This is a genomic window from Conexibacter stalactiti, assembly GCF_033542075.1.
GTDB lineage: Bacteria > Actinomycetota > Thermoleophilia > Solirubrobacterales > Solirubrobacteraceae > Conexibacter > Conexibacter stalactiti.
Window position 1 is genome coordinate 39,438 of record NZ_JAWSTH010000023.1, and the last position, 20,983, is coordinate 60,420.

A 20,983-nucleotide genomic window follows, 5' to 3' on the forward strand; every position below is an offset into this window, starting at 1 on the left:
CGACCATTCGGTATGTTGTGAATATAGCGATGACCACTGCCTCCGTCCACCGCGCCGCCTTCCATGCCCGCGAGGTCGGCGCGCCCGAAATGGTGTGCGACGGCATCTGGGCGGTGCCGCTGCCGCTCGCCGGCAGCCCGGTGCTGTCGGTCTTTGTCCACCTGCTGCGCCACGACGACGGCGTCGTGCTGGTCGATGCCGGCTACGCCGACGAGCTGAGCTGGGAGGCGCTGCTGGCCGGGCTCGCCGCCGCCGGCCATCGCATCGGCGACGTCACCCACCTCGTGCTGACGCACAACCACCCCGACCACATCGGGCTCGCCGCGCGCGTGCGCGAGGCGTCAGGGGCGCCGATCGCGATCCACCCGCTCGATGCCTTCCAGCTCCAGCGGCCGCTGCGCGGCAGCTTCTTCGACCAGCTCGAACGGGAGCTGACGCTCGCCGGGCTGCCGCCGGCGGTGCTGGAGGAGATGGTCGCCTCCTCGCGCGCGCTCGCCGCCCACAGCGACGACCTGCTCGTCGACAGCTTCCTCGCCGACGGCGAGACGCTGCGCCTCGGCAGCCTGGAGCTGGAGCTGCTGTGGACCCCCGGCCACGCGCGCGGCCACGTCTCGCTGCTGGATCGCTCGCGCCGGCTGCTGATCGGCGGCGACGTGCTGCTGCCGGAGGGCGAGGTGCAGGTCGGGCTCGTCAGCGACGACGACGACGATCCGGTCGCGCAGCTGCGCGACTCGCTGCGGCGGCTCGCCGCGCTGCCGATCGACCAGGTGCTGCCCGGCCACCAGTACCGCTTCGGCGACGTGGCGGCCGTCGTCGCGCGCACGCTCGGCGAACAGGACGAGCGGCTCGCGCGGACTGCCGCGGTGCTCGCCAGGCGGCCGGACGCGACCGCCTGGGAGCTGACGACCGCGCTCGACTGGGGCCGCCCATGGGAGCGGATCGGCCTGACCGGCCGTCGCTTCGCCGTGATGCAGGCGATGGGCTGGCAGCGCTACCTGGAGCGGCGAGCCGGTTAGAGGACCGGCTCGCGCGGGGTCTGCGGCGCGAGCGCACGTTCGAGCGCGCTCGCCACCCGCAGCAGCGCCGCCTCGCCGCCATGACGACCGACGAGCTGGAGGCCGACCGGCAGCCCCTCGGGCGTGAACCCGGCCGGCACCGAGACGGCCGGATGGCCGGTCACCGTGATGCGCGAGCAGGAGCGCAGCCACGCGATGTAGTGCTCCATCCGCTCGCCCGCGATCTCGCTCGGCCACTCGACCTCGACGGGGAACGGCACGACCTGCGAGGTCGGCAGCGCCAGCACGTCGTGGTCGTCGAGGAAGCTCCGCAGCTCGTGGAAGGCGCGGCCGCGCAGCGAGATCGCGCGCGCGACCGCCTCGCCGTCGAGCGCGCGGCCGCGGTCGACGTTCCAGTGGATCGTCTGCTTGACCTGGTCGGGCGTCTCGGCGACCTTCGCGCCGTGCGCGGCGACGAACGCGACCGCGCGCAGCGTGTCGAACGCCTCATCGGCGACGGCCAGGTCCGGCTCGGCGTCGCGCAGCTCGCAGCCGAGCGACGCGAGCACGGCGCGCGCCGGTTCGAGCGCGGCGGTCACGGCCGGCTCGACCGGCAGCCCGCCGAGGTCCCGGCTCCACGCCACGCGCGTGCCAGCGACCGCTCCGTCGAGCCGCTCCTCCAACTGCGCCGGCAGCTCGTCGAGCGCGCTCAGCGGCGCGCGCGGGTCGCGGCCGGCGAGCGCGCCCAGCAGCAGCGTCGCGTCGGCGACGGAGCGGCCGAAGGTGCCCGTCACGCCGAACGGGCTCCACGGATCGGCGACGCCGGGGTCCGCGGGGATGCGACCGGGCGTCGGCCGGATCCCGACGAGGTTGCAGAAGGACGCCGGGTTGCGCACGCTCGCGGCGAGGTCGGAGCCGTCGGCCAGCGGCAGCATCCGCGCCGCGACCGCCGCCGCCGCGCCGCCGCTGGAGCCGCCGGGGGTGCGGGCGAGGTCGTACGGGTTGCGCGTCGTCCCGAAGACCTCGTTGAAGGTCTGCGAGCCGGCGCCGAACTCCGACGTGTTCGTCTTGCCGATCACGATCGCCCCCGCCTGCCGCAGCCGCTGCACCAGCAGCGCGTCGCGCGTCGGCACGTGGTCGGCGAACAGCGGCGAGCCGTAGGTCGTGCGGATCCCGGCCGTGTCGACGAGGTCCTTGATCGCGATCGGCAGCCCGTGCAGCGCGCCGTGCGCCTCGCCGCGCGCGAGCGCGCGATCGGCCTCCTGGGCGGCCGCGCGCGCGCCGTCGGCGTCGAGCGTGACGATCGCTCTCAGCCGCGGGTTGACCGCGTCGATGCGGTCGAGGTGATCGCTCAGCACCTCCACGACGGAGAAGCTGCGCGCGCGGATCCCGGCCGCGATCTCGACCGCCGAGAGGCGGTGGATCGCGCCGCCCGCGGCGCTCATGCCGCACCCCGCAGCGTCGCGATCAGCGCGTCCGGGTCGGGCGGCGCGGCGGTGCCGCGCCAGGCGACGTGGCGATCGGGCCGGACGAGCACCATCGGCGCACCGTACAGCTCGCGCAGCGCCGGGTCGGACAGGCGCAGCTCGGCGAGCGGGAGGCGCTGGGCGCGGGCGGCTTCGAGCAGGCCGGTCGCGTCGTCGGCGTCGGCGTCGGCGCCATCCGCGTCGAGAGCGGCGCCGTCGCCGCCCAGCCGCAGCAGCGCGTACCCGGGACCGGCCGCGTCGAGCAGGTCGTAGAGCGGGACGCCGTCGACCTCGGCGTGCGGCGCGCGATGGCCGGGGCGTGCCAGCGGCGCGTAGTCGCCGCTGCTCCAGACCGGGGCGACCGTGCCGTCGGCCGCGACGATCGGCGAGCCGTCGTAGCGCTGGTCGAGCACGACGCCCTCCGATCTCCAGCGCGGCAGGAAGGTCGCCGCGACCTCCTGCGCGAGCGCGACGTCGGCCGCGGGCGAGCCCGGGTCGGCGAGGTCGTCGCGCCGCCGCGCGATGATCTCGGCCAGCGCCTCGTGCTGCTCGACCACCGTCTCCAGCGACCGCAGCCCGGTCTGCCAGGCGATCGGCCGGCGCTCGACGTCGTAGCTGTCGAGCAGCGCCTCCCCGCCCCAGCCCTCCAGCACGGCGGTGAGCTTCCACGCGAGGTTGGCGGCGTCGCCGATCCCGACGTTCATGTTCTGGCCCATGTTCGGCGGGAACAGGTGCGCCGCGTCGCCGGCCAGCAGCACGCGGCCGCGCCGGTAGCCTCTCGCGATCTCGCAGCGCGCGGCGTAGCTGGAGTACGACTCGATCGTCGCGCCGACGTCGGCGCCGAGGACGGCGTCGATCGCGTCGCGCACGGCGCGCTCGTCGATCTCGGCCTCGCTCGCGAACGGGCCGATCCCGAACCGCCAGCGGTCGGCCTCGTACGCGAGGAAGATGCTCTGCGCCCGCTCGTTGACGACGAAGTTGATCGCCGCCGGTGCGGTCCCCAGGCGCTCGAACAGCTCGGGAACGCGAATGTGGACGTTGGCGAAGTGGCCGGCCTGCTGCGAGACGTCGCGGGTGATTCCGGCGCGCTCGCGCACGGCGCTGGCGCCGCCGTCGCAGCCGACGAGGTAGCGCGCCCGCACCGTGTGACGGCGGCCGTCGCGGGCGTCGCGGAAGGTCGCGCGAACCGCCTCGCCGCTGTCGTCGTGATCGGTCAGCTGGACCCCGCTGACGATCGTCGCGCCCGCCTCGGCGGCCGCCTCGCGCAGCGCGCGGGTCGTCAGGTACTGCGGCTGGATGTGGTGGTTCTCGACGGCGACCTCACGCCAGCCGCCCAGCTCGCCCGGGCGGGCGAGCCGCGCCAGCGCGCGACCGGCGATCGACGTGCGAAAGGCCATCTCCTGAAACCACTCCTGCGGCACGCTGCTGCGGTGCGCGCGGACGCGCTCGGCGACGCCGAGCGCACGCAGCCGCTCCATGCTGTGCATGCTGAGGTTCTGCGCCCGCACGTTGTGCTCGGGCACGTTCAGGTACTGCTCGGCGACGACCGTCCGCACGCCGCGGCGCGCGAGGTCGAGCGCGAGGACGGCGCCGACCGGGCCGGCGCCGGCGATCAGCACGTCGGTCTCCGGCGGCAGCGGACCCGGCGCGTAGACGACCTCCGGCATCAGGCGGCCGCCGGCTCGGCGCGCACGACGAAGATCGTCTCGGAGGTCGTCGCCGCCGAGCGCTCGTGGTCGAGGAACTCCAGCTCGTCCGCGGTCACCGCCGTCCGCACGGCCGGGTCGCACGTGACGCTGCGGAAGTGCGCGACGTCGTCGTAGTGGGGCTCGGAGAGCGCATGGAACGGCGCGGCCGCCAGCCCGGTGGCCTCCGCCGCCAGCGCGCTGCGCTCGCCGTCGACGGTCGTGAAGCGGAAGCCGGCGAGGCGGTTGGCGACCGGTCTCCCGTCGGGGTCGTCGGGCAGCGCGATCGTGACGTGGCGCTCGCGCAGGCGGGTCAGGAACTGCTCACGCGAGAAGTCCTCGCGCGGGTTCTGCAGGAAGGTGACGACGAACGGGCCGTCGCCCTCCTTCACGTCCATCTGGCGGCCGACGAGGATGCGCGAGCGGCGCTCGTCGATCACCGGTTCCGCCAGACCCTCGACGAGCGCGCCGACGGTCGCCGCGATCTTCAGCCGCGCCGGCCCCCACGCGTCGAGCGTCGCGTCGAACGGCCGCAGGTTCGGCAGCAGCTCGCGGAAGTGCGTCTCGGCGAGGTCGGTCACCGGCCGGCGCACGGTCGCGCGCACCGAGACCTCCGGCCCGAGGGCGGCGGCCCAGACCTCGGCGAGCTGCCGCACGTGCGCGCGCAGCAGCTCCTCCTCGCCGTGCTGCGCGGCGAGCTGCAGCGACACGCGATCGGGAGAGGGTGAGGTCATGCGTGGCTCCTTGAGGGATCGGATTGGGTCAGAAGGTCGTCGTCGCCGAGGTAGCCGGCGGTCAGCTCGCCGATCTCGTCGCGCATCGCCGCGGCCGGGCCCTGCGCGGTCACGCGCCCGTCGGCGAGCAGGTAGGCGCGGTCGGCGACGTCGAGCGCGCGGTGGACGTGCTGCTCGACGAGCAGCACGCCGCAGCCGGAGGCGAGCGCGACCTCGCGCAGCGTCGCGAGCAGCTGCTCGACGATCAGCGGCGCGAGGCCGAGGCTCATCTCGTCGATCATCAGCAGGCGCGGCGCCATCGCCAGCCCGCGCGCGATCGCCAGCATCTGCTGCTCGCCGCCGGAGAGGACCGACGCGCGCCGGCCGCTGATCGCCGCCAGCGCCGGGAAGATCGCCAGCACGCGCGCCAGCTCCTCGCGCGAGCGGGCGGCCAGCCGCAGGTTCTCGGCGACGGTCAGCTCGCCGAACAGCTCGCGGTTCTCGGGCACGTGCGCGACGCCGGCGCGGGCGATCTTCTCGGTCGCCCAGCCCTTGACGTCGGTGTCGCCGACCCGCACCACGCCGCGCGCGGAGACGAGCCCGGAGATCGCCAGCAGCGTCGTCGTCTTGCCGGCGCCGTTGGCGCCGAGCAGCGCGACGACCTCGCCGGCGCCGACGCGCAGGTCGATGCCGTGCACGACGTCGAGGCCGTCGTAGCCGGCGTGGAGGCCCTCGACCGCCAGGACGGTCGGCTCCGCGACGACCTCGATCTGCTGCGGCGGGGCCTGCGCGGGTGCGTCGGCGTCAGCGTCCCCGACCCCGAGGTACGCCTCCGCGACCGCGGCCGAGGCGCGGATCTGCTGCGGGCTGCCGCGCTCGATCAGCCTGCCGAAGTCGAGCACGGCGACCTCGTCGCAGAGGCCGAGCACGAAGCCCATGTCGTGGTCGATCACGAGCACCGCGGCGCCGTCGTCGGCGAGCGCGCGCAGGTGGACGGCGAGCCTGCGCCCCTCGGCCTCCGACAGCCCAGCGGCCGGCTCGTCGACGAGCAGCACCCGCGGGCGCACGGCGACCGCGCGCGCCAGGCCGGTGACGACACGCTGGACGTGGGTGATCGCGTTCGGCAGCCGCTCGGCGACGCCGTCCAGCTCGAACCGCTCCAGCAGCTCCTGCGTGACGGCGTCGGGACCGTCGCCGCGGACCCGCAGCAGGTCGCGCGCGAACTGCAGCCGCCCCGGCCGCCGCAGCGCGACGCGCAGGTTCTCCTCGACCGTCAGGTCGGCGAACAGCTGCACGCCCTGCCAGGTGCGCGCGATCCCCAGCTCGGCGCGCTCGTGCGCGCGCACGCCGAGCACGTCGCGGCCCTCCAGCTCGAGCGTGCCGGTCAGCGGCGCGAAGCCCGTGATCGCGTCGACGAGCGAGGTCTTGCCGGCGCCGTTGGGGCCGATCAGCCCGGTGACGCGGCCGCCGTCGAGATCGAGGTCGACGGCGTTGACGGCGGTCACGCCGCCGTAGCGGACGGTCAGCCCGCGGCCGTGCAGCAGCGGCCCGCTCATCGCGCCAGCCTCGCCGCCGCGCGCTTGGCCGAGCGCCCGGCGAAGCGCGCCCGCCCTCTGTCCCATTGATGGCGGAAGACGCCCGCGGCGCCCTCGGGCTCCGCCAGCACGGCCGTCACGACGCCGAGACCGCCGGCGAGCATGTAGTACTCGCTCGGGATCCCGAAGACCGACGTCGTGAGGTGGAACATCACGCCCTGCGTGACGCCGAGCGCGGCGATCACCGCGCCGGTCACGGTCGTGATGCCGCCGAGATAGGCGACGGCGAGGAACGAGACGGCCGTGATCGCGCTGAAGCGCTCCGGCCCGATCGCGCCGAAGCTGTAGGCGTACAGCACGCCCGCGATGCCGCCGAGGAAGCCGGCGAGCGCAAACGCCTGCAGCTTCGCGCGCGCGACGTTGACGCCGGCGCCGATCGCCGCGCTCTCGTTCGAGCGGATCGCCAGCATCCGCATGCCGGAGGGGCTGCGGCGGAGGTTGACGACGAGGATCGAGACGAACAGCAGCACGGCGAGGACGACGAGCCCGAAGCCGGGCTCTGGCACCTGTCCGTCGCCGGCCCAGAAGGAGTCGGTCGCGCCGAACGGGATCCCGAACAGCTCGGGCGCGGGCGCGCGCGCCGGCTGCAGCCCGCCGCCCCAGTTGGGGTGCCGGAACCACACCTCCTGCACCGCGACGGCGCCGGCCAGCGTCACGACGGCGAGCTGCATCCCGCGGATGCGGATCGCCGGGATCGCGACGAGCACGCCGACGACGGTCGCGATCAGCACGCCGAGCAGCGGGCCGATCGGGGTCCCGATGCCCCAGTCCTCCGACAGCCGCGCGGCGACGAAGGCGGCGACCCCGCCGAGCGTGATCGACTCGAAGGTGAGCTGACCGATGTAGCCGGTGACGACGATGAGCGAGAGGCAGACGATCGCGCCGATCATCGTGTTGATCGTCGCCTGGCGCCAGCCGAAGTCGAGCAGCGAGAGCGCGCCGATCGCGATCGCGGCGCTGATCATCATCCGCACGCGGACGGCCGAGGGGCGCGGCGCGGCAGGCAGCTTCGGGGCGGCGACGGTGAGGCGGTCGGGCATCCGCCGGCCGCGCGCGAACAGCACGACGGCGATCACGAAGAACGGCAGCGCCGCCTTGATCCCCGGCAGCGGGATGCCGTTCGCCGTCGGGTACCAGCTCTGCGTCTCGGCGTAGGTCAGCAGCGACTGGCTGATCGCGATCCCGAAGCCGCCGAGCACGGCGAGCCAGAAGGAGCGGAAGCCGGCGAGCACGGCGGCGCCGAGCGCCGGCACGATCATCAGCGTGTAGACGTCGGGCAGCAGCGTCGTCATCGGCGCGACGAGGATCCCGACGATGCCGCCGAGGACCGAGGAGAGGACCCAGTTGGTCGCCTCGATGCGCGTCGAGGAGAGGCCGATCAGCTGCGCGCCGGTGCGCTTCTCCGCGGCCGCGCGCGTCGCGAGACCGAAGCGCGTGAAGCGGAACAGCGCCCACAGCGCGAACGCGATCGCGATCACGATCGCGGCGAGGATCAGGCGGTCGGCGGGGACCGCGACGCCGAGCGCGTGGACCGGCCGCTCGGTCAGCACCGGCTGGAGGTTCTGCAGCTCGGCGCCGAACTGCAGGATCACCGCCGCCTGCAGCACGAGCAGCACGCCGGAGGAGGCGACGACGCGCGCGAGCGGCCCGACGTCGCGCAGCCGGCGGTAGACGAGGAAGTACTGCACCAGCCCCAGCGCCGCCGCCAGCAGCACGCTGATCGTCAGCGCGGAGGGGACGCCGAGCCGCATCCCCTCCGGCGTCAGCGGGATCATGAAGCCGACGAACAGCTGGCCCTCCTCGCGCAGTGCGAGGTAGGCATAGGCGACGTATGCCGCGCTCGCCCCGGCTGCGAAGTTCAGCACTCCCGACCCGCGGTAGGTCAGGACCAGGCCGAGGCCGAGCGCCGCGTAGACGGCGCCCAGCCCGAGGCCGAGGAAGACGAACGCGAGCAGGTCGCTCACGGCGTGTTGTCCTCCCAGACGTCGTCGCCGACGTAGCTGGAGACGATCGCCGTCGGGCTGCAGAGCGCCGGCTGCCCCTCAGCGGCGAGCGAGCCGCAGGCGAGTCTCTGCGGGCCGGCGAAGACCGGGCCCTCGAACGCTCTCAGCGCTCTCTCGACGTTCTCGAAGGTGAGCGCGTCGACGCCCAGCTCGTTGAAGATCTTCGCGAGCGCGAGCGTGTTGCCGAACGGGAAGATGAGGCTGTACGGGACGCCCGACTGGTACTCCTCCATCGCCGCCTGCACGGCCGCGACCTCGGGGTTGGAGGGGTCGTTGTAGTTGGCGCTCTGGTAGATGAAGTTCCATCTCGGATAGTCGCCGAGCGCCTCCGCGACCTCTCTGCTGGCGCACAGGTCGGTGCCGATCACCGGCGTGTCGATGCCGAGGCTGGTCTTCGTCTTCTCCAGCTGGGCGCAGGTCGCGCCGGAGCCGAGGAAGACGATCGCGTCGGCGTCCTTCGCCTTCGTCGCGACGAGCGCGGCGTTCAGCTGCGCGCCCTCCTCGCCCATCGAGGCGGCCGTGTATGTCATCCCGAGGTCCTCGAAGGCGGGCGCGAGCGCCTGCACGCCGCGCTCGTCGCCGCCGTAGACGAAGGCGACCTTTCTGGCGTCGAGTCTGTCCTTCGCGAACTGCGCCATCGTCGTGCCGGTGCGGGCGGCGCCGGGCGTGTAGAAGACGGCCGGGGCGACGAGCGACGACGGCTCGATCGCGAGTCCGCCGAGGATCGCGCGGCGGCCTCTCAGCGTCGTGTAGATCGGGTCCAGGGCGCTGCCCATGCCGATCTGGACGACGGCGACGTCGTCGTCAGCGGCGAATCTCTGCGCGCACGCCTGGTTGTCCTCGGCGGCGTTGACGACGAAGCAGGTCTCCAGCTCCAGCGGGTGCCCCTCGATCCCGCCGAGCTGCTCGTTGACGAGGTCGACGGCGGCCTGCGCGGTGGCGGTCGCGTCGGGGTCGTCCTCGACGCCGCCCTGCGTGTTGATGAAGCCGATCTTGACCGGCTTCAGGCTGGCGTCGGCTCTGCCGGGCGTGCCGCCGACGTACGCGGCGGCCAGTCTCGCGGCGTCGCCGAGCGGGCCGGAAGCGGTCCCGCCGGCGCCCGTCGCGGTGGTGCTCGTCGCCGCGGGCGCGGCGTCGGCGGCGGTGGAGCTGTCAGCCTTCTCCTCGCCGCAGGCGGCGACGAACAGCGCGGCCGCCAGCAGCGGGGCGGCGAGTGCCGCCCGCAGCGTGCGCCGGCGAGGGCGCGACGAGCGTGGCGGTCCAGAAGTGACGCGGGACATGCGGACCTTTCGAGATCACGACCGAGAGCGTTATTCTGATCAAATCCGATCAGCTAAGTCGACAAAGCTGCCACGTATCGCTCCCGATCGCGTACGTACACCGCTACGTATCTCCGAGCGCGGCGCCGTCGCGCTGATCGGCCGCGAGCAGGAGCTGGCGCGGATCGACGCCGCGATCGCCGGTCCGACCGCCGGCGCGATCGTCCTGCGCGGCCCCGCCGGGGTCGGCAAGACGCGGCTGGCGCGCGAGGCCGCGCGCAAGGCCGGCGGGGCCGCGCACTGGGTCGTCGCGACGGAGTCGGTCGCGACGATCCCGTTCGGCGCCGTCGCCGCGCTGCTGCCCGAGCGCGCCGACGCCGTCGCCCACCGCCACGACCTGCTGTCGGCCGCCGCGAGCGCGCTGCGCGACGCCGGCGGCGAGCTGCCGCCGCTCGTCGTCGTCGACGACGCCCACCTGCTCGATCCCGGCTCGGCCGCGCTCGTGCTGCACCTCGCCGTCAGCCGCGTCGCCTCGCTCGTCGTGACCGTGCGCGACGGGACGGCGGCGCCCGACGCGATCACGGCGCTGTGGAAGGACGGTCACGCCGAGTGCGCCGACCTGCACCTGCTCACCCCCGCCGAGGCCGCGACGCTGGCGGAGACGCTGCTGGGCGGGCCGTGCGAATCGCGCTTCCTCGCGTGGGCGTGGGCCCGCACCGAGGGCAACGCGCTGTTCGCGACCGAGCTGCTGCACGGCCTGCGCGAGAGCGGCGCGCTCGCGCGCGACCACGGGCTGTGGCAGCTCGCCGATCCCGACGTCGCCGTCCCCGCCGGGCTCGCCGAGCTGCTGCGCACGCGCATCAGCGAGCTGGACGGCGCGGCGCAGCGGCTGCTGGAGCTGGTCGCGGTCGCCGAGCCGTTCGAGCGCGCGCTCGCGGCCGAGCTGGGCGGCGCCGACGCGCTCGACGAGCTGGAGCGGCTCGCGCTCGTGACGACGGTGCGCGACGGCCGCCGGCTGCTGCTGCGGCTGAGCCACCCGCTCTACGGCGACCTGCTGCGCGCGCGGCAGTCGCCCGGCCGCCGCGCCGACCTCGTCGGCCAGCTCGCCGCCGCCGTCGCGCAGACCGGCGCGCGGCGCGAGGCTGACGTGCTGCGCGTCGTCGAGTGGCGCCTGGAGATCGGGCTGCCGGTCTCCGCCGATGCGCTGCTGGCCGCCGCCAACATCGGCCTGCGCAACTTCGACCACGCGCTCGCGCGGCGGCTGGCGCAGCTCGCCTGCGAGCAGGGCGGCGGCCTGGAGGCGGCGCTCGCGTGGGCGCGCAGCGCGACGGCGACCGGCGCCTTCGAGGAGGTCGAGCTGGCGCTGGCGCCGTTCGACGGCGCGCACGACGACCCGCTCGTCGAGGCCGAGGCGATCCGGCTGCGCAGCTCGGCGCTGCAGTGGGGGCTGCGCCAGGGCGACGCCGCGCTGGAGCTGCTCGACGCCGCGCAGGAGCGCTGGCCCGGCGACGCCTGGCGCGCGCGGATCCAGGCGCTGCGGATCGCGGTGCTGGCCGACCGCGGCGAGATGTCGGCCGCCGTCCGCGTCGGCCGCGAGGCGCTCGCGACGGCCGGCCTGCCGCCCGGCCTGCGGCGCGAGATCACCGCGCAGCTCGCCTTCTCGCTGCACCTCGACGGCTTCCCCGACGAGAGCCGCGAGCTGATCGACGCGATCGTCGACTTCGAGACCCCCGACAGCGTCGACTGGCGGCTGCTGTGGCCGTGGCTCGTGACGCGGCTGCGCGGCGCCGCCGCGTTCGCGGAGACCGACGCGCAGCTGCACGCGCTGCGCGACGCGGCCGCCGGCAACATGGCGCTCAGCGGGCTGGTCGCGCTCAGCCTCGGTACGACCGCCTGGTACCAGGGGCGCATGCGCACCGGCATGCGCTGGCTGGGCGAGGCCGTCAGCAGCTACGACGACGCCGATCCGCGCGCGATGCGCCCGGCGGCGCTGCTGATGCTCGCCCGCTGCGCCTTCATGGTCGGCGAGCACGAGACGGCGCGCGAGGCCGCCGCCGAGGCGCGCCGCGCCAGCTCCGGCCGGCCGCTGGAGTGGATCGAGATCGTTCCGGTCAGCTTCGCGAACGTGCTGGAGGCGCTCGCCGAGGGCAGGATCGCCGAGGCGCGGCGGCTCGCGCTCGACAGCTCGCGCGCGTGCAGAACGGTGCCGGTCCACGAGGCCGAGCTGCTGCATCTCGCGCTGCGGATCGGCGCGCTGCCCAGCCCGATCGCGCAGCGGCTCGACGCGATCGCGACGGCCGCCTCATCCGACCAGTTCCACCTCTTCGCGATCCACGCCCGCGCGCTCGCGAGCGGCGACGGCGCGGCGCTCGCGCGCGTCTCGGCCGAGTTCGAGCGGGCCGGCGAGCTGCTGCTGGCGGCCGAGGCCGGCGAGCATGCGGCCGAGGCGCTGCGGCAGGCCGGCGCGCTCGACCGCGCGGCGTCGGCGGCCGCGCGCAGCGCCGCGCTGCTGGAGGCGTGCGAGGGCGCGCGCCTGCCGTTCACCCATCCGCCCGGCACCGTCCTCGACGAGCTGACGCGGCGCGAGCGCGAGGTCGCCGGCCTCGTCGCGGCCGGCTACGCCAACGCGGCGATCGGCGAGCGGCTGGTGATCTCGGTGCGGACGGTCGAGGTCCACGTGCTGCGCGCCTGTCGCAAGCTCGGCGTGCGCGACCGCCACGCGCTCGCGGAGCTGATCAGGTAGCCGACCAGTCCGGTGTCAGCTGCGCGACGCGCTCGCGCAGCTCGCGCTTGAGCACCTTGCCCGACGGGTTGCGCGGCAGCTCGTCGAGCACGTAGACGGCCTTCGGCACCTTGAATCTGCCCAGCCGCGTCGCGCAGTGCTCGGCGATCGCGGCCGGGTCGAGCCCGTCGGCGGCGGCGACGAAGGCGACGGGCACCTCGACCCACTGCGGGTGCGGGACGCCGATCACGGCCGCCTCGATCACCGCCGGCACCGCGTCGACGACCGCCTCGATCTCGGAGCTGGCCATGTTCTCGCCGCCGCTGCGGATCATGTCCTTGAGGCGGTCGAGCACGTAGAGGTAGCCGTCGTCGTCGAAGCGGCCGACGTCGCCGGTGTGGAACCAGCCATCGCGGAAGGCGCGCGCGGTCGCCTCGGGGTCGTCGAGGTAGCCGTCGCAGACCTTCGGGCCGCGCACGACGATCTCGCCCGCGACGCCGGGCGCGACCTCCGCGCCCAGCTCGTCGACGACGCGCACGTCAACCCCGTGCAGCGGCGTCCCGACCGACCCCTGCTTGCTGAGCATGTGGTCCATGTCGAGGTAGGTGAGGCCGTTGCAGGTCTCGGTCATCCCGTAGCCCTCGATCAGGCGCGCGTTCGGGAAGGCCGCGACGGTCTCGTGGAAGAGCGCGGGCGTCACCTGGCTGAAGATCAGCCATCTGACCGATCTCGTGTCGCGCTGCTGGTCGAGCGGCAGCCGCCGCATCATGTTCAGCATCGTCGCGACCATCACCATCCCGGTGATCCGCTCGTGCGCGATCGCGTTGAGGATCGACTGCGCGTCGAAGCGGCGCATCAGCACCATCGTCGCGCCGACCCACCAGGTCGTGTAGCCCGGGATGTCGAGCCCGCCGACGTGGTAGAGCGGGGCGAAGTTGAGGATCCGGTCGTCCTTCGTCAGCGCCAGCTCGGCGACCTGCGCGTGCATGTTCGCGTTGACGTTGCCGTGCGTCAGCCGCGCGCCCTTCGGGCGGCTGGTCGTGCCGGAGGTGTAGAGGATCCGCTGCAGGTCGCCGTCGCCGACCGGAGCGTCGGGCACGCGCGCGCCGGCGTGCGCGGCGATCAGCTCCGCGGCCGTCGGCCAGCCGGCGCCGAGGTCGCCCTCCAGCGAGAGGTTGGCGCGCAGCGCCGGCAGCCGCTGCGCCAATGCCCGCGCCGTCTCGGCGAAGGCCGACTCGCTCGCCAGCCCTTCCGCTCTGGAGTGGTCGAGCAGGTAGTGCAGCTCCTCCTCGTGGAGGCGGTAGTTGAGCGGCACCATCACCGCGCCGAGCTTCGCCAGCGCGAGGCCGAGCAGCAGGTACTCGGGCAGGTTCATCGCCAGCACGGCGATCCGCGTGCCGGGGCCGACGCCGCGCTCGCGCAGGCCGGCGGCGAGCGCGTTGACGTCATCGTCGAGCTGGGCGTAGGTCCAGCGGCGCTGCTCGAAGACGAGCGCGTCGCGCTCGGCGTAGCGGTGGCGGGCCCACGTCAGCAGGCGGCTGAGGTTGGCGGTCGGCGCGCTCATCGCCATGTCACGACCTCGTCGGCCGGCGCGCGCCGCGCCGCCTTGAAGTCGAGCCCGCGCGTGTAGGCGACCGGCAGCAGCGCGACCTGCGTGAACTGCTCCGGCAGGTCGAGGATCTCGGCGACCTCGCGCTCGTAGTGGAGGTGGATGCAGGTGAGCGCCGAGCCGAGCCCGCGCGAGCGCAGCGCCAGCTGCAGCGACCACAGCGCCGGGTAGACGGAGCCGTAGAACATGCTCGCGAACGGTCCGCGCGGCTCCTGCGGGACGCGGTCGACGGAGCCGACGAGGATCTGCGCCGGCACCTCGTGGAAGTGGTCGACGAGGTGCTGCGCGCTGACCATCGCGCGCGCCATCTCGGGCCGCGGCTCGCGCGGCGGCTTGCCGGCGGCGGCGCGGCGCTCGGCGGAGATCCGCAGCGGCGTCGTGACGTGATCCTCGATCGCGCGACGATAGACGGCGGCGACCTGCGCGCGCACGCCGGGATCCTCGATCACGACGAAGCGGGCGACCTCGCGGTTCTCCGCCATCGGCGCCTGGCGCGCCAGCTCGATGCAGCGTTCGAGCACCGCGCGCGGGACGGGGCGGCCGAGGTCGAGCCGCCTGCGCACCGCGCGCGTCGTCGAGAGGACCTCGTCGACGTCGGTCAGCAGGGGCGCGGTGGCGTCGGGCGCCTCGGCGGCGGCGCTCATGCGGCGGCCTCGTGCGCGCCGGCGTCGTGCGGCGCGGCCGCCGCCTCCGTCCGCTCGTCGGCGCGCAGCACCCGCTTCAGCACCTTGCCGGAGTCGTTGCGCGGCAGCGCCGTCACGAACGCGACCTGCTTGGGCAGCTTGAAGCGGGCGAGCTGGGCGCCGCAGTGGCGCAGCAGCTCGGCCTCGCTCAGCTCGGCGTCGGCGCGCAGCAGCACGAACGCCTTCGGCACCTCGTCCCACTTCGGGTCGGGGACCGCGACGACGGCGACCTCGGCGACGGCGGGATGGTCGGCGATCACGCGCTCGATCTCGGCGCTGGCGACGTTCTCGCCGCCCGACTTGATCATGTCGCCCTTGCGGTCGGCGAACCAGAGGAAGCCGTCGGCGTCGATCGAGGCCATGTCGCCGGAGTGGAACCAGCCGTCGCGCCAGGCGCGCGCGGTCGCCTCCGGGTCGCGCCAGTAGCCGGGCGAGACCTTCGGCCCGCGCACGACGATCTCGCCGACCTCGCCGGGCGGCAGCTCGGCGCCGGTCGACGGGTCGACGACGCGGATGTCCATCAGCGGGAACGGCGTCCCCTGCGAGCCGAGCTTGCTGCGCGAGTGGGCGGCGTCGAGGTAGCAGGCGCCATTGGTCAGCTCCGTCATCCCGAACGTGTCGATCGAGCGGACGTGCGGGAACGCCTCCTGGAAGCGGCGGCGCACGACCGGCGGCACCCCGGCGAAGATCACGAATCGCAGCGCCGAGAGGTCGTAGTCGCCGAGGTCGGGCATGTCGAGGATGTCGAGCAGGATCTGCGCGGCCAGCACCATCCCGGTGATCCGCTCGCGCGCGGCGAGCGCGACGATCTCGCGGCCGGCGTAGGTCGGCGTCAGCACCATCGTGCCGCCGGCGGCGAGGATCGTGTGGCCGGGCGCCTCCAGGCCGCTGACGTGGAACAGCGGCGCCGAGACGAGCGTGCGGTCGCTGGCGCTCAGCTCCAGTTCGAGCAGCTGCCCGAGGATGTTGTGCGTGACGTTCCCGTTGGTGTGGATCACGCCCTTCGGATGCGAGGTCGTGCCAGACGTGTAGAGGATCCGCTGCGGGTCGTCGAGGCCGGTCTCGGCGTCGGCGACCGGCGCGCCGTCCGCGGTCGCCTCCAGCAGCGCGCCGAGCGCGTGCCAGTGGCCGGGGGCGCTGGCGGCATGCGTGATCGTCGTGCGCATCGCGCCGAGCGACTGGACCGCGCGCGCCTTCTCCTCGAACTCGGCGTCGACGATCAGCGTGGTGAGGCCGGAGTGCTCGACGATCCAGCCCAGCTCGCGCGCGTGCAGCCGCCAGTTGAGCGGCAGCATGATCGCGCCGATCCGCGCCAGCGCGTACAGCTCCAGCACGTAGGTGGCGTGGTTGCGCGCGACGATCCCGACGACGTCGCCGGGCTCGATCCCGGCGCTTGTCAGCGCGCGGGCGTGGTGGTCGACGGCGGCGTCGAGCTGACGGTAGGTGAGGCGCAGCTCGCCGTCGACGAGCGCCTCCTGGGAGGCGCGGCGGATCACCTGGCGGCGCAGGTGCCGGGCGAGGTTGGCGGTCGGCATCAGGTCTGCTCCGGCGCGGACGCAGGCGCGGGCTCGCCGGCGGCCGCCGCCTGCTGCTCGCGGTATGCCTTGATCTGCTCGCGGCTCGGCAGCGAGACGAACTCGAGCAGGTTGCCGTCGGGGTCGCGCGCGGCGAACGCGTGGATGTGGCCGTAGTTCTCCAGCAGCACCTGCGTCGGCCGGTCGATGCAGCTGCCGCCGTTGGCCTCGACGGCGGCGTGCAGCTCCTCCAGCTCCTCGACCGGGACCTGGAAGCTGAGCAGGAAGGTGCCGAGGTGGAGGTGGCCGACGCGCGGCGGCTCGCCCGGGCCGTCGTCCCACTGGATCAGCTCCAGCTGGCCGATCTGCGATGGGCCCTGCATGTACTGGATGCTGCCACCGATGTCTTGCGGCAGCGCGAGCGAGCGCGCCATCTCGGGGCCGCCGACGCGGGCGCTGAGCGTGCGCCGGTAGCCGAGCGCACGCTCGTAGAAGGTCGCCGCGCGCTCCAGGTCCGAGACGCTCATCGCCACGTGGTGTACTTCGCTGACGGGCACCCGCTCACTCCTCCTGCCGTAAAACCGACCAGTCGGTATGGCAGCCTAGCGGGGGCGGATGGCGAGCGTCAAGGGCGCGACCGCCGCGAGGACCGCAGGCCTACTACTGCCATGCAGCAGCAGACCTGCACTGAGCCTCAGGGCGCGGCGGCGTAGAAGCGGCCGAGCGACTCGGCGACGCAGACCGGCTTGTCGGAGCCCTCGCGCTCGAAGCGCTGCTCGATCGTCGCCTGCACGCCGCCGGCGACTTCCTCGACCGCGAGCAGCGTCGCGCGCATCCGCACGAGCGAGCCGGCCGGCACCGGCGAGGGGAAGCGGACCTTGCCGTAGCCGTAGTTGACGCCGAACGCGACGCCCTCGACCGTCAGCACCTCCTCCAGCAGCCGCGGGCCGAGGCTGAGCGTCAGCAGCCCGTGCGCGATCGTCGCCCCGAACGGCGAGGAGGCCGCCCGCTCGCGGTCGACGTGGATCCACTGACGGTCGCCGGTGACCTCCGCGAAGGCGTCGATCTCGGCCTGCGTGACGGCATGCCACGCGCTGATCCCGATCTCCTCGCCGGCGGCGGCTCGCAGCTCGTCGATTCCGTTGAAGGTGCGCATGCGATCGATCATACCGACCGGTCGGTGTGCGCCAACCGGCGCGCCGCCTTCTGTGCGTACATGCGCTCGTCGGCGGTGCGCAGCGCGCGCTCTGCGTCGCGCTCGCCGGGCGCCAGCAGCGCCTGGCCGCACGACGCCTCGACGCGAAAGCCGTCGCCCGTCTCGGCGAGCGCGGCGGCCGCGCGCGCCGGCAGCTGGTCGCTGCCGCCCGCCACCGGCGCCAGCACGCAGAACTCGTCGCCGCCCATGCGATATGCGAAGCCGCCGGCCGCGGTCGCCGCCGCGTCGAGGCGGCGACCGGCACGCGCCAGCAGCGCGTCGCCGGCGAGATGGCCGAAGGTGTCGTTGAAGCGCTTGAAGCCGTCGAGGTCGAGCAGCACCAGCTGGTGGCCGGCGCCGCCCGGCGCGGCGGCCGCGTCGGCGAGGTCGCGCATCAGCGCGCGGCGATTGCGCAGGCCGGTGACGTCGTCGGTCAGCGCCTCGCGGTCGCGCGCGTCGAGCAGCCGCCGGGCGGTCCGGAAGGTCACCGCGAAGCGGGCGAGCACCGCCGCCAGCGCCGCCGCCGCGAGCCACACGGCCGCCGTCTCCGCCTGCTCGTGGTGGTCGACGACGAGGATCGCGACGCAGGCCGCACCGCACGCGATCGGCGCGACGACGCGGTGGCGCTCCTCGCGCAGCACCGCGAGCGGCTCGGCCGGCTGCCACGCCGCCGCGCCGAGCAGCAGCGAGGCGAACAGGTAGGCGTTCGTCAGCAGCCCGCCCTCGTCGTAGGGACCCTGCGCGGTCTCGTAGAGGTAGACGCCGTCGGCGGCGGCGCTCACCAGCAGGCCGCCGGCCAGCAACAGCGTCGCGCGGTCGAGCCGACCGGCCCGCAGGCCCACGTAGCCGGCGGCGGCGAGCGCGAGCACGAGGTCGCCGACCGGGTAGGCGAGGTTGGTGAGGAACTGCGCCGTCGACTCGCCGCCGACCGTCCCCAGCGGAGCGATCAGCAGCAGCGCGCCGGCCGCGGCGATCGTCAGCGCCGCGATCAGGCCGTCGAGCCAGACGACGCCGTTGTCGACGTGCACTCGCGCGCGGGCGAGCAGCAGCAGGCCGGCCGCCGCGCACGGGAAGAACAGCAGGTAGAAGGCGTCGGCGAGCGAGGGGATCGGCAGCTCGGCGCCGCCGACCGTCGTCAGCCGCACCGTCAGGTCGCCGGCGGCCCAGCTCAGCAGCGCCGCGCCGATCGCCGCCCACGCCAGCCGCTCCCGCGGCCGCACCGCGACGCGCACGAAGGTGACCCCCGCCGCGCCGAAGGCGACGACGAGCGCGGTCGCGGCGGCGAGCGGCCGCTCGCCGCGGCCGGCGAGCGTCGCGCACGCGTAGGCGAGCGCGAGCGCTCCCAGCAGCGCGTACGCCGCCCGCGGCGAGCGCCACGCGCGCGGGCGCGACGACAGCGGGAGGGCGGCGACGCTCATCACCGCGAATATCGGCAGCGACGGCGATCGGCTGAAGTGGCCGATCGCGCCCGCTTCGGGCCGGTCGGCTGCCGCGCGGCGCCCCGACCGCGCGGCAGCGAACGCGCCTACCGCGCCCGCACCACCGTGAAGGCGGAGCGAATCGCGGCGGCGCGGTTGCCGGCCGCGTCGGCGGCGGTCGCGGTCAGGCGGTAGCGGCCGACGGGGAGCGCTCTGCGGCCGATCCGGCCGCTGAACGCGACGGCGTTGACGCCCTGGCGGCTGTTGCCGCGGACGAGCGAGCCGGCGGCGACGAAGCGCGTGCACGGCTTTGCTCTCGCGCGCCGCAGCTTCGCCGTCGGGGCGACGCAGCGGCGGCCGCTGCGGCGGCCCGCGGCGCGACGCTCGACGGTCAGCGTGACGCGCGCCGCCTCACTGAGCGTGAAGCGGATCGTCGTGCCGCGCTTGGGTGCTCTTCTGCCACGCGCGGCGGTCTGCGCCGTCGCCCCGCTCGCGACGGCGAAGCTCGTCGGGGAGAGACGCAGGGCGCTCAGGCGCGGCGCGGTTCTGTCGGTCGCTCTGGCCGGCGGGACGCCGCCTCCGCCGCCGCCTCCGCCGCCGCCTCTGCCCCCGCCGCCCGCCAGCGCCGTGACCGCCGCCGTCAGCGGGATCGAACGCGTGCCCGCGGCCGTGTTGTCGGCGAGCGTCAGCGTCGCCGCGACGGCGCCGGCGGCCGCGCCAGGGGTGAAGCGCAGCGTCAGCTCGCAGCTCGCGCCGACCGCGAGCGAGCGGCCGCTGCAGCCGTCGGCGGCGATCGTGACGCCGCTGCCGGCCGGCGCGACCGCCGCCGCGCCGACGCGGTAGAAGCCGGGCCCGCCGCTCGTCACTCTGACCGTCCGCTCGACCGCCGCACCGCCGGCCGGCGCGCTGCCGAAGTCGACGGCGGCGGTGCCGCTCCCGGTGGCGCCGTTGAGGTTGCGCACGAGCGTCAGCGTGTCGCTGTCGGAGGTCGTGTGGACGAGGTCGGGCTGGCCGTCGCCGGTGACGTCGCCGAGCGCGACGTCGAAGCTCGTCCCGGTGGTCGCGATCGAGCCGCCGGGGATCGTCGCGAAGCCGCCGGCCGCGCCGCTGCCGGCGAACAGCTCGACCGCTCCCTCACCGCCGACGAGCAGGTCGTCGCGGCCGTCGGCGTCGACGTCGCCGAGCGCCATCCCGGCGACGAAGACCATTCCGGCCTCGAAGATCTGCGGCTGGTCGGCGAAGCTGCCGTCGCCGGTCGACAGCAGCGTGCCGACGTCGTCGCCGCTCATGCGCGTGAAGATCAGGTCGTCGCGGGCTGCGCCGTCGAGGTCGCCGGCGATCACGGCGTTGCCGGTCTCGTCCACGATCGAGTGGAACTCCAGTCTCCCGCCTCTGTTGAGGTACAGCTCGCTGATCGTCTGCGGCTGTCCGGAGCCGGTGATCACGTCGAGCCCGGTGTCGCCGACGAAGTCGCCGATCGCGATCGAGTTGACTCTCGAGAAGCCGAGCGTGTCGATCGCCGGCGCAAGCAGTCTGCCGCTGCCGTCGCCGGCCATCACGACGAGGTCGTAGTCGTCGCCGGCGACGACGTCGAGCCGGCCGTCGCCGGTGATGTCGGCGACCCGCAGCGCGGCGGCCGAGTTCGGGCCGTCAGTGGTCATCGCGAACGGCGAGCCGGGCGCCGGCGCGAAGCCGCCGGCGCCGTCGCCGAGCAGGACCGACACTCTGCCGGCGTCGCCGCCGACCGCGGCGGCGCTGAGCAGGTCGACGTGGCCGTCGCCGTTCATGTCGCCGGTCGCGACGGCGACGGGCAGGTTGTGGCCGGTCTCGTGCGCGGTCGGCGGCAGGAAGCCGGTCGCGCTGCCGCGGAAGAGCTGGATCGCCTGCTCGTCGCGGTTGCCGACGACGGCGTCGTCGAAGCCGTCGCGGTCGACGTCGGCGAGCACCACGCCCTCCGGCTGGTCGAGCGTCGTGCGCGTGTCCGGCGGGGCGAGCGTCAGCTCGGCCTGCGCGGGAGCCGCGGCGAGCGCGACCGCCAGCAGGCAGGCCGGCAGCACGGCGGCGGCGCGCAACGGCCGGCGGCGGGGCGTTGGAAGGTCGCGTGAGAGGAGCATGGACGGCAGCCT

The 20,983-nt window shown here is 74.6% G+C and carries 15 protein-coding genes; 2 read left to right on the forward strand and 13 right to left on the reverse strand.

Annotated elements, in window-relative coordinates; translation table 11 throughout:
* Positions 1 to 29: 29 nt before the first annotated feature.
* Positions 30 to 1,016 carry an MBL fold metallo-hydrolase gene (locus tag R7226_RS10970; RefSeq protein WP_318597194.1) on the forward strand — a complete coding sequence of 329 codons (987 nt, stop codon included), beginning with the start codon at positions 30 to 32 and terminating at the stop codon, positions 1,014 to 1,016.
* Here the strand turns inward: R7226_RS10970 and R7226_RS10975 are convergent.
* Genes R7226_RS10975 through R7226_RS11000 form a run of 6 tightly spaced genes read right to left on the reverse strand, consistent with a single transcriptional unit; the run spans position 1,013 to position 9,737 of the window.
* The gene (locus R7226_RS10975; protein WP_318597195.1) at positions 1,013 to 2,440 is read right to left on the reverse strand and encodes an amidase; all 1,428 of its coding nucleotides are present in this window, start codon (positions 2,438 to 2,440) and stop codon (positions 1,013 to 1,015) included. The two genes, R7226_RS10970 and R7226_RS10975, sit on opposite strands and share 4 nt — an antisense overlap.
* Positions 2,437 to 4,128 carry an FAD-dependent monooxygenase gene (locus R7226_RS10980; protein ID WP_318597196.1) on the reverse strand — a complete coding sequence of 564 codons (1,692 nt, stop codon included), beginning with the start codon at positions 4,126 to 4,128 and terminating at the stop codon, positions 2,437 to 2,439. The genes R7226_RS10975 and R7226_RS10980 overlap by 4 nt, the downstream gene beginning before the upstream one ends.
* On the reverse strand, positions 4,128 to 4,880 hold the full coding sequence (locus R7226_RS10985; protein ID WP_318597197.1) for an EthD domain-containing protein: 753 nt from the start codon (positions 4,878 to 4,880) through the stop codon (positions 4,128 to 4,130). The genes R7226_RS10980 and R7226_RS10985 overlap by 1 nt, the downstream gene beginning before the upstream one ends.
* Entirely contained in the window at positions 4,877 to 6,415 is a 1,539-nt protein-coding gene (locus R7226_RS10990) for an ATP-binding cassette domain-containing protein (protein WP_318597198.1), read from the reverse strand. The genes R7226_RS10985 and R7226_RS10990 overlap by 4 nt, the downstream gene beginning before the upstream one ends.
* Complete coding sequence (locus tag R7226_RS10995; RefSeq protein ID WP_318597199.1) at positions 6,412 to 8,418, reverse strand: ABC transporter permease; 2,007 nt, start codon at positions 8,416 to 8,418, stop codon at positions 6,412 to 6,414. The genes R7226_RS10990 and R7226_RS10995 overlap by 4 nt, the downstream gene beginning before the upstream one ends.
* Positions 8,415 to 9,737, reverse strand: coding sequence for an ABC transporter substrate-binding protein (locus R7226_RS11000; RefSeq protein WP_318597200.1), 1,323 nt, complete (start codon positions 9,735 to 9,737; stop codon positions 8,415 to 8,417). Before R7226_RS11000 ends, R7226_RS10995 begins: the two co-directional genes overlap by 4 nt.
* Here R7226_RS11000 and R7226_RS11005 point away from each other — a divergent pair.
* On the forward strand, positions 9,736 to 12,459 hold the full coding sequence (locus tag R7226_RS11005) for a LuxR C-terminal-related transcriptional regulator (protein ID WP_318597201.1): 2,724 nt from the start codon (positions 9,736 to 9,738) through the stop codon (positions 12,457 to 12,459). The genes R7226_RS11000 and R7226_RS11005 overlap by 2 nt on opposite strands.
* On the opposite strand, the gene R7226_RS11010 is transcribed toward R7226_RS11005, so the two are convergent.
* The 7 genes from R7226_RS11010 to R7226_RS11040 all read right to left on the reverse strand — a co-directional run bounded on the left by R7226_RS11010 (position 12,452) and on the right by R7226_RS11040 (position 20,971).
* The gene (locus R7226_RS11010) at positions 12,452 to 14,002 is read right to left on the reverse strand and encodes a class I adenylate-forming enzyme family protein (protein ID WP_318597202.1); all 1,551 of its coding nucleotides are present in this window, start codon (positions 14,000 to 14,002) and stop codon (positions 12,452 to 12,454) included. The genes R7226_RS11005 and R7226_RS11010 overlap by 8 nt on opposite strands.
* Positions 13,999 to 14,691, reverse strand: a complete 693-nt coding sequence (locus R7226_RS11015; protein ID WP_318597203.1) for a nitroreductase family protein — start codon at positions 14,689 to 14,691, stop codon at positions 13,999 to 14,001. The genes R7226_RS11010 and R7226_RS11015 overlap by 4 nt, the downstream gene beginning before the upstream one ends.
* Positions 14,688 to 16,265, reverse strand: a complete 1,578-nt coding sequence (locus R7226_RS11020; protein ID WP_318597204.1) for a class I adenylate-forming enzyme family protein — start codon at positions 16,263 to 16,265, stop codon at positions 14,688 to 14,690. The genes R7226_RS11015 and R7226_RS11020 overlap by 4 nt, the downstream gene beginning before the upstream one ends.
* Positions 16,265 to 16,801: a VOC family protein gene (locus R7226_RS11025; RefSeq protein WP_318597205.1), complete on the reverse strand. Its 537-nt coding sequence runs from the start codon at positions 16,799 to 16,801 to the stop codon at positions 16,265 to 16,267. Before R7226_RS11025 ends, R7226_RS11020 begins: the two co-directional genes overlap by 1 nt.
* Positions 16,802 to 16,938: 137 nt before the next feature.
* Positions 16,939 to 17,400 (reverse strand): MaoC family dehydratase, encoded by a 462-nt coding sequence (locus R7226_RS11030; protein ID WP_318597206.1) that lies wholly within the window; start codon positions 17,398 to 17,400, stop codon positions 16,939 to 16,941.
* Positions 17,401 to 17,408: 8 nt separating this feature from the next.
* Positions 17,409 to 18,857, reverse strand: a complete 1,449-nt coding sequence (locus tag R7226_RS11035; RefSeq protein ID WP_318597207.1) for a GGDEF domain-containing protein — start codon at positions 18,855 to 18,857, stop codon at positions 17,409 to 17,411.
* Positions 18,858 to 18,964: 107 nt separating this feature from the next.
* Positions 18,965 to 20,971, reverse strand: coding sequence for a VCBS repeat-containing protein (locus R7226_RS11040; protein WP_318597208.1), 2,007 nt, complete (start codon positions 20,969 to 20,971; stop codon positions 18,965 to 18,967).
* Positions 20,972 to 20,983: the final 12 nt, after the last annotated feature.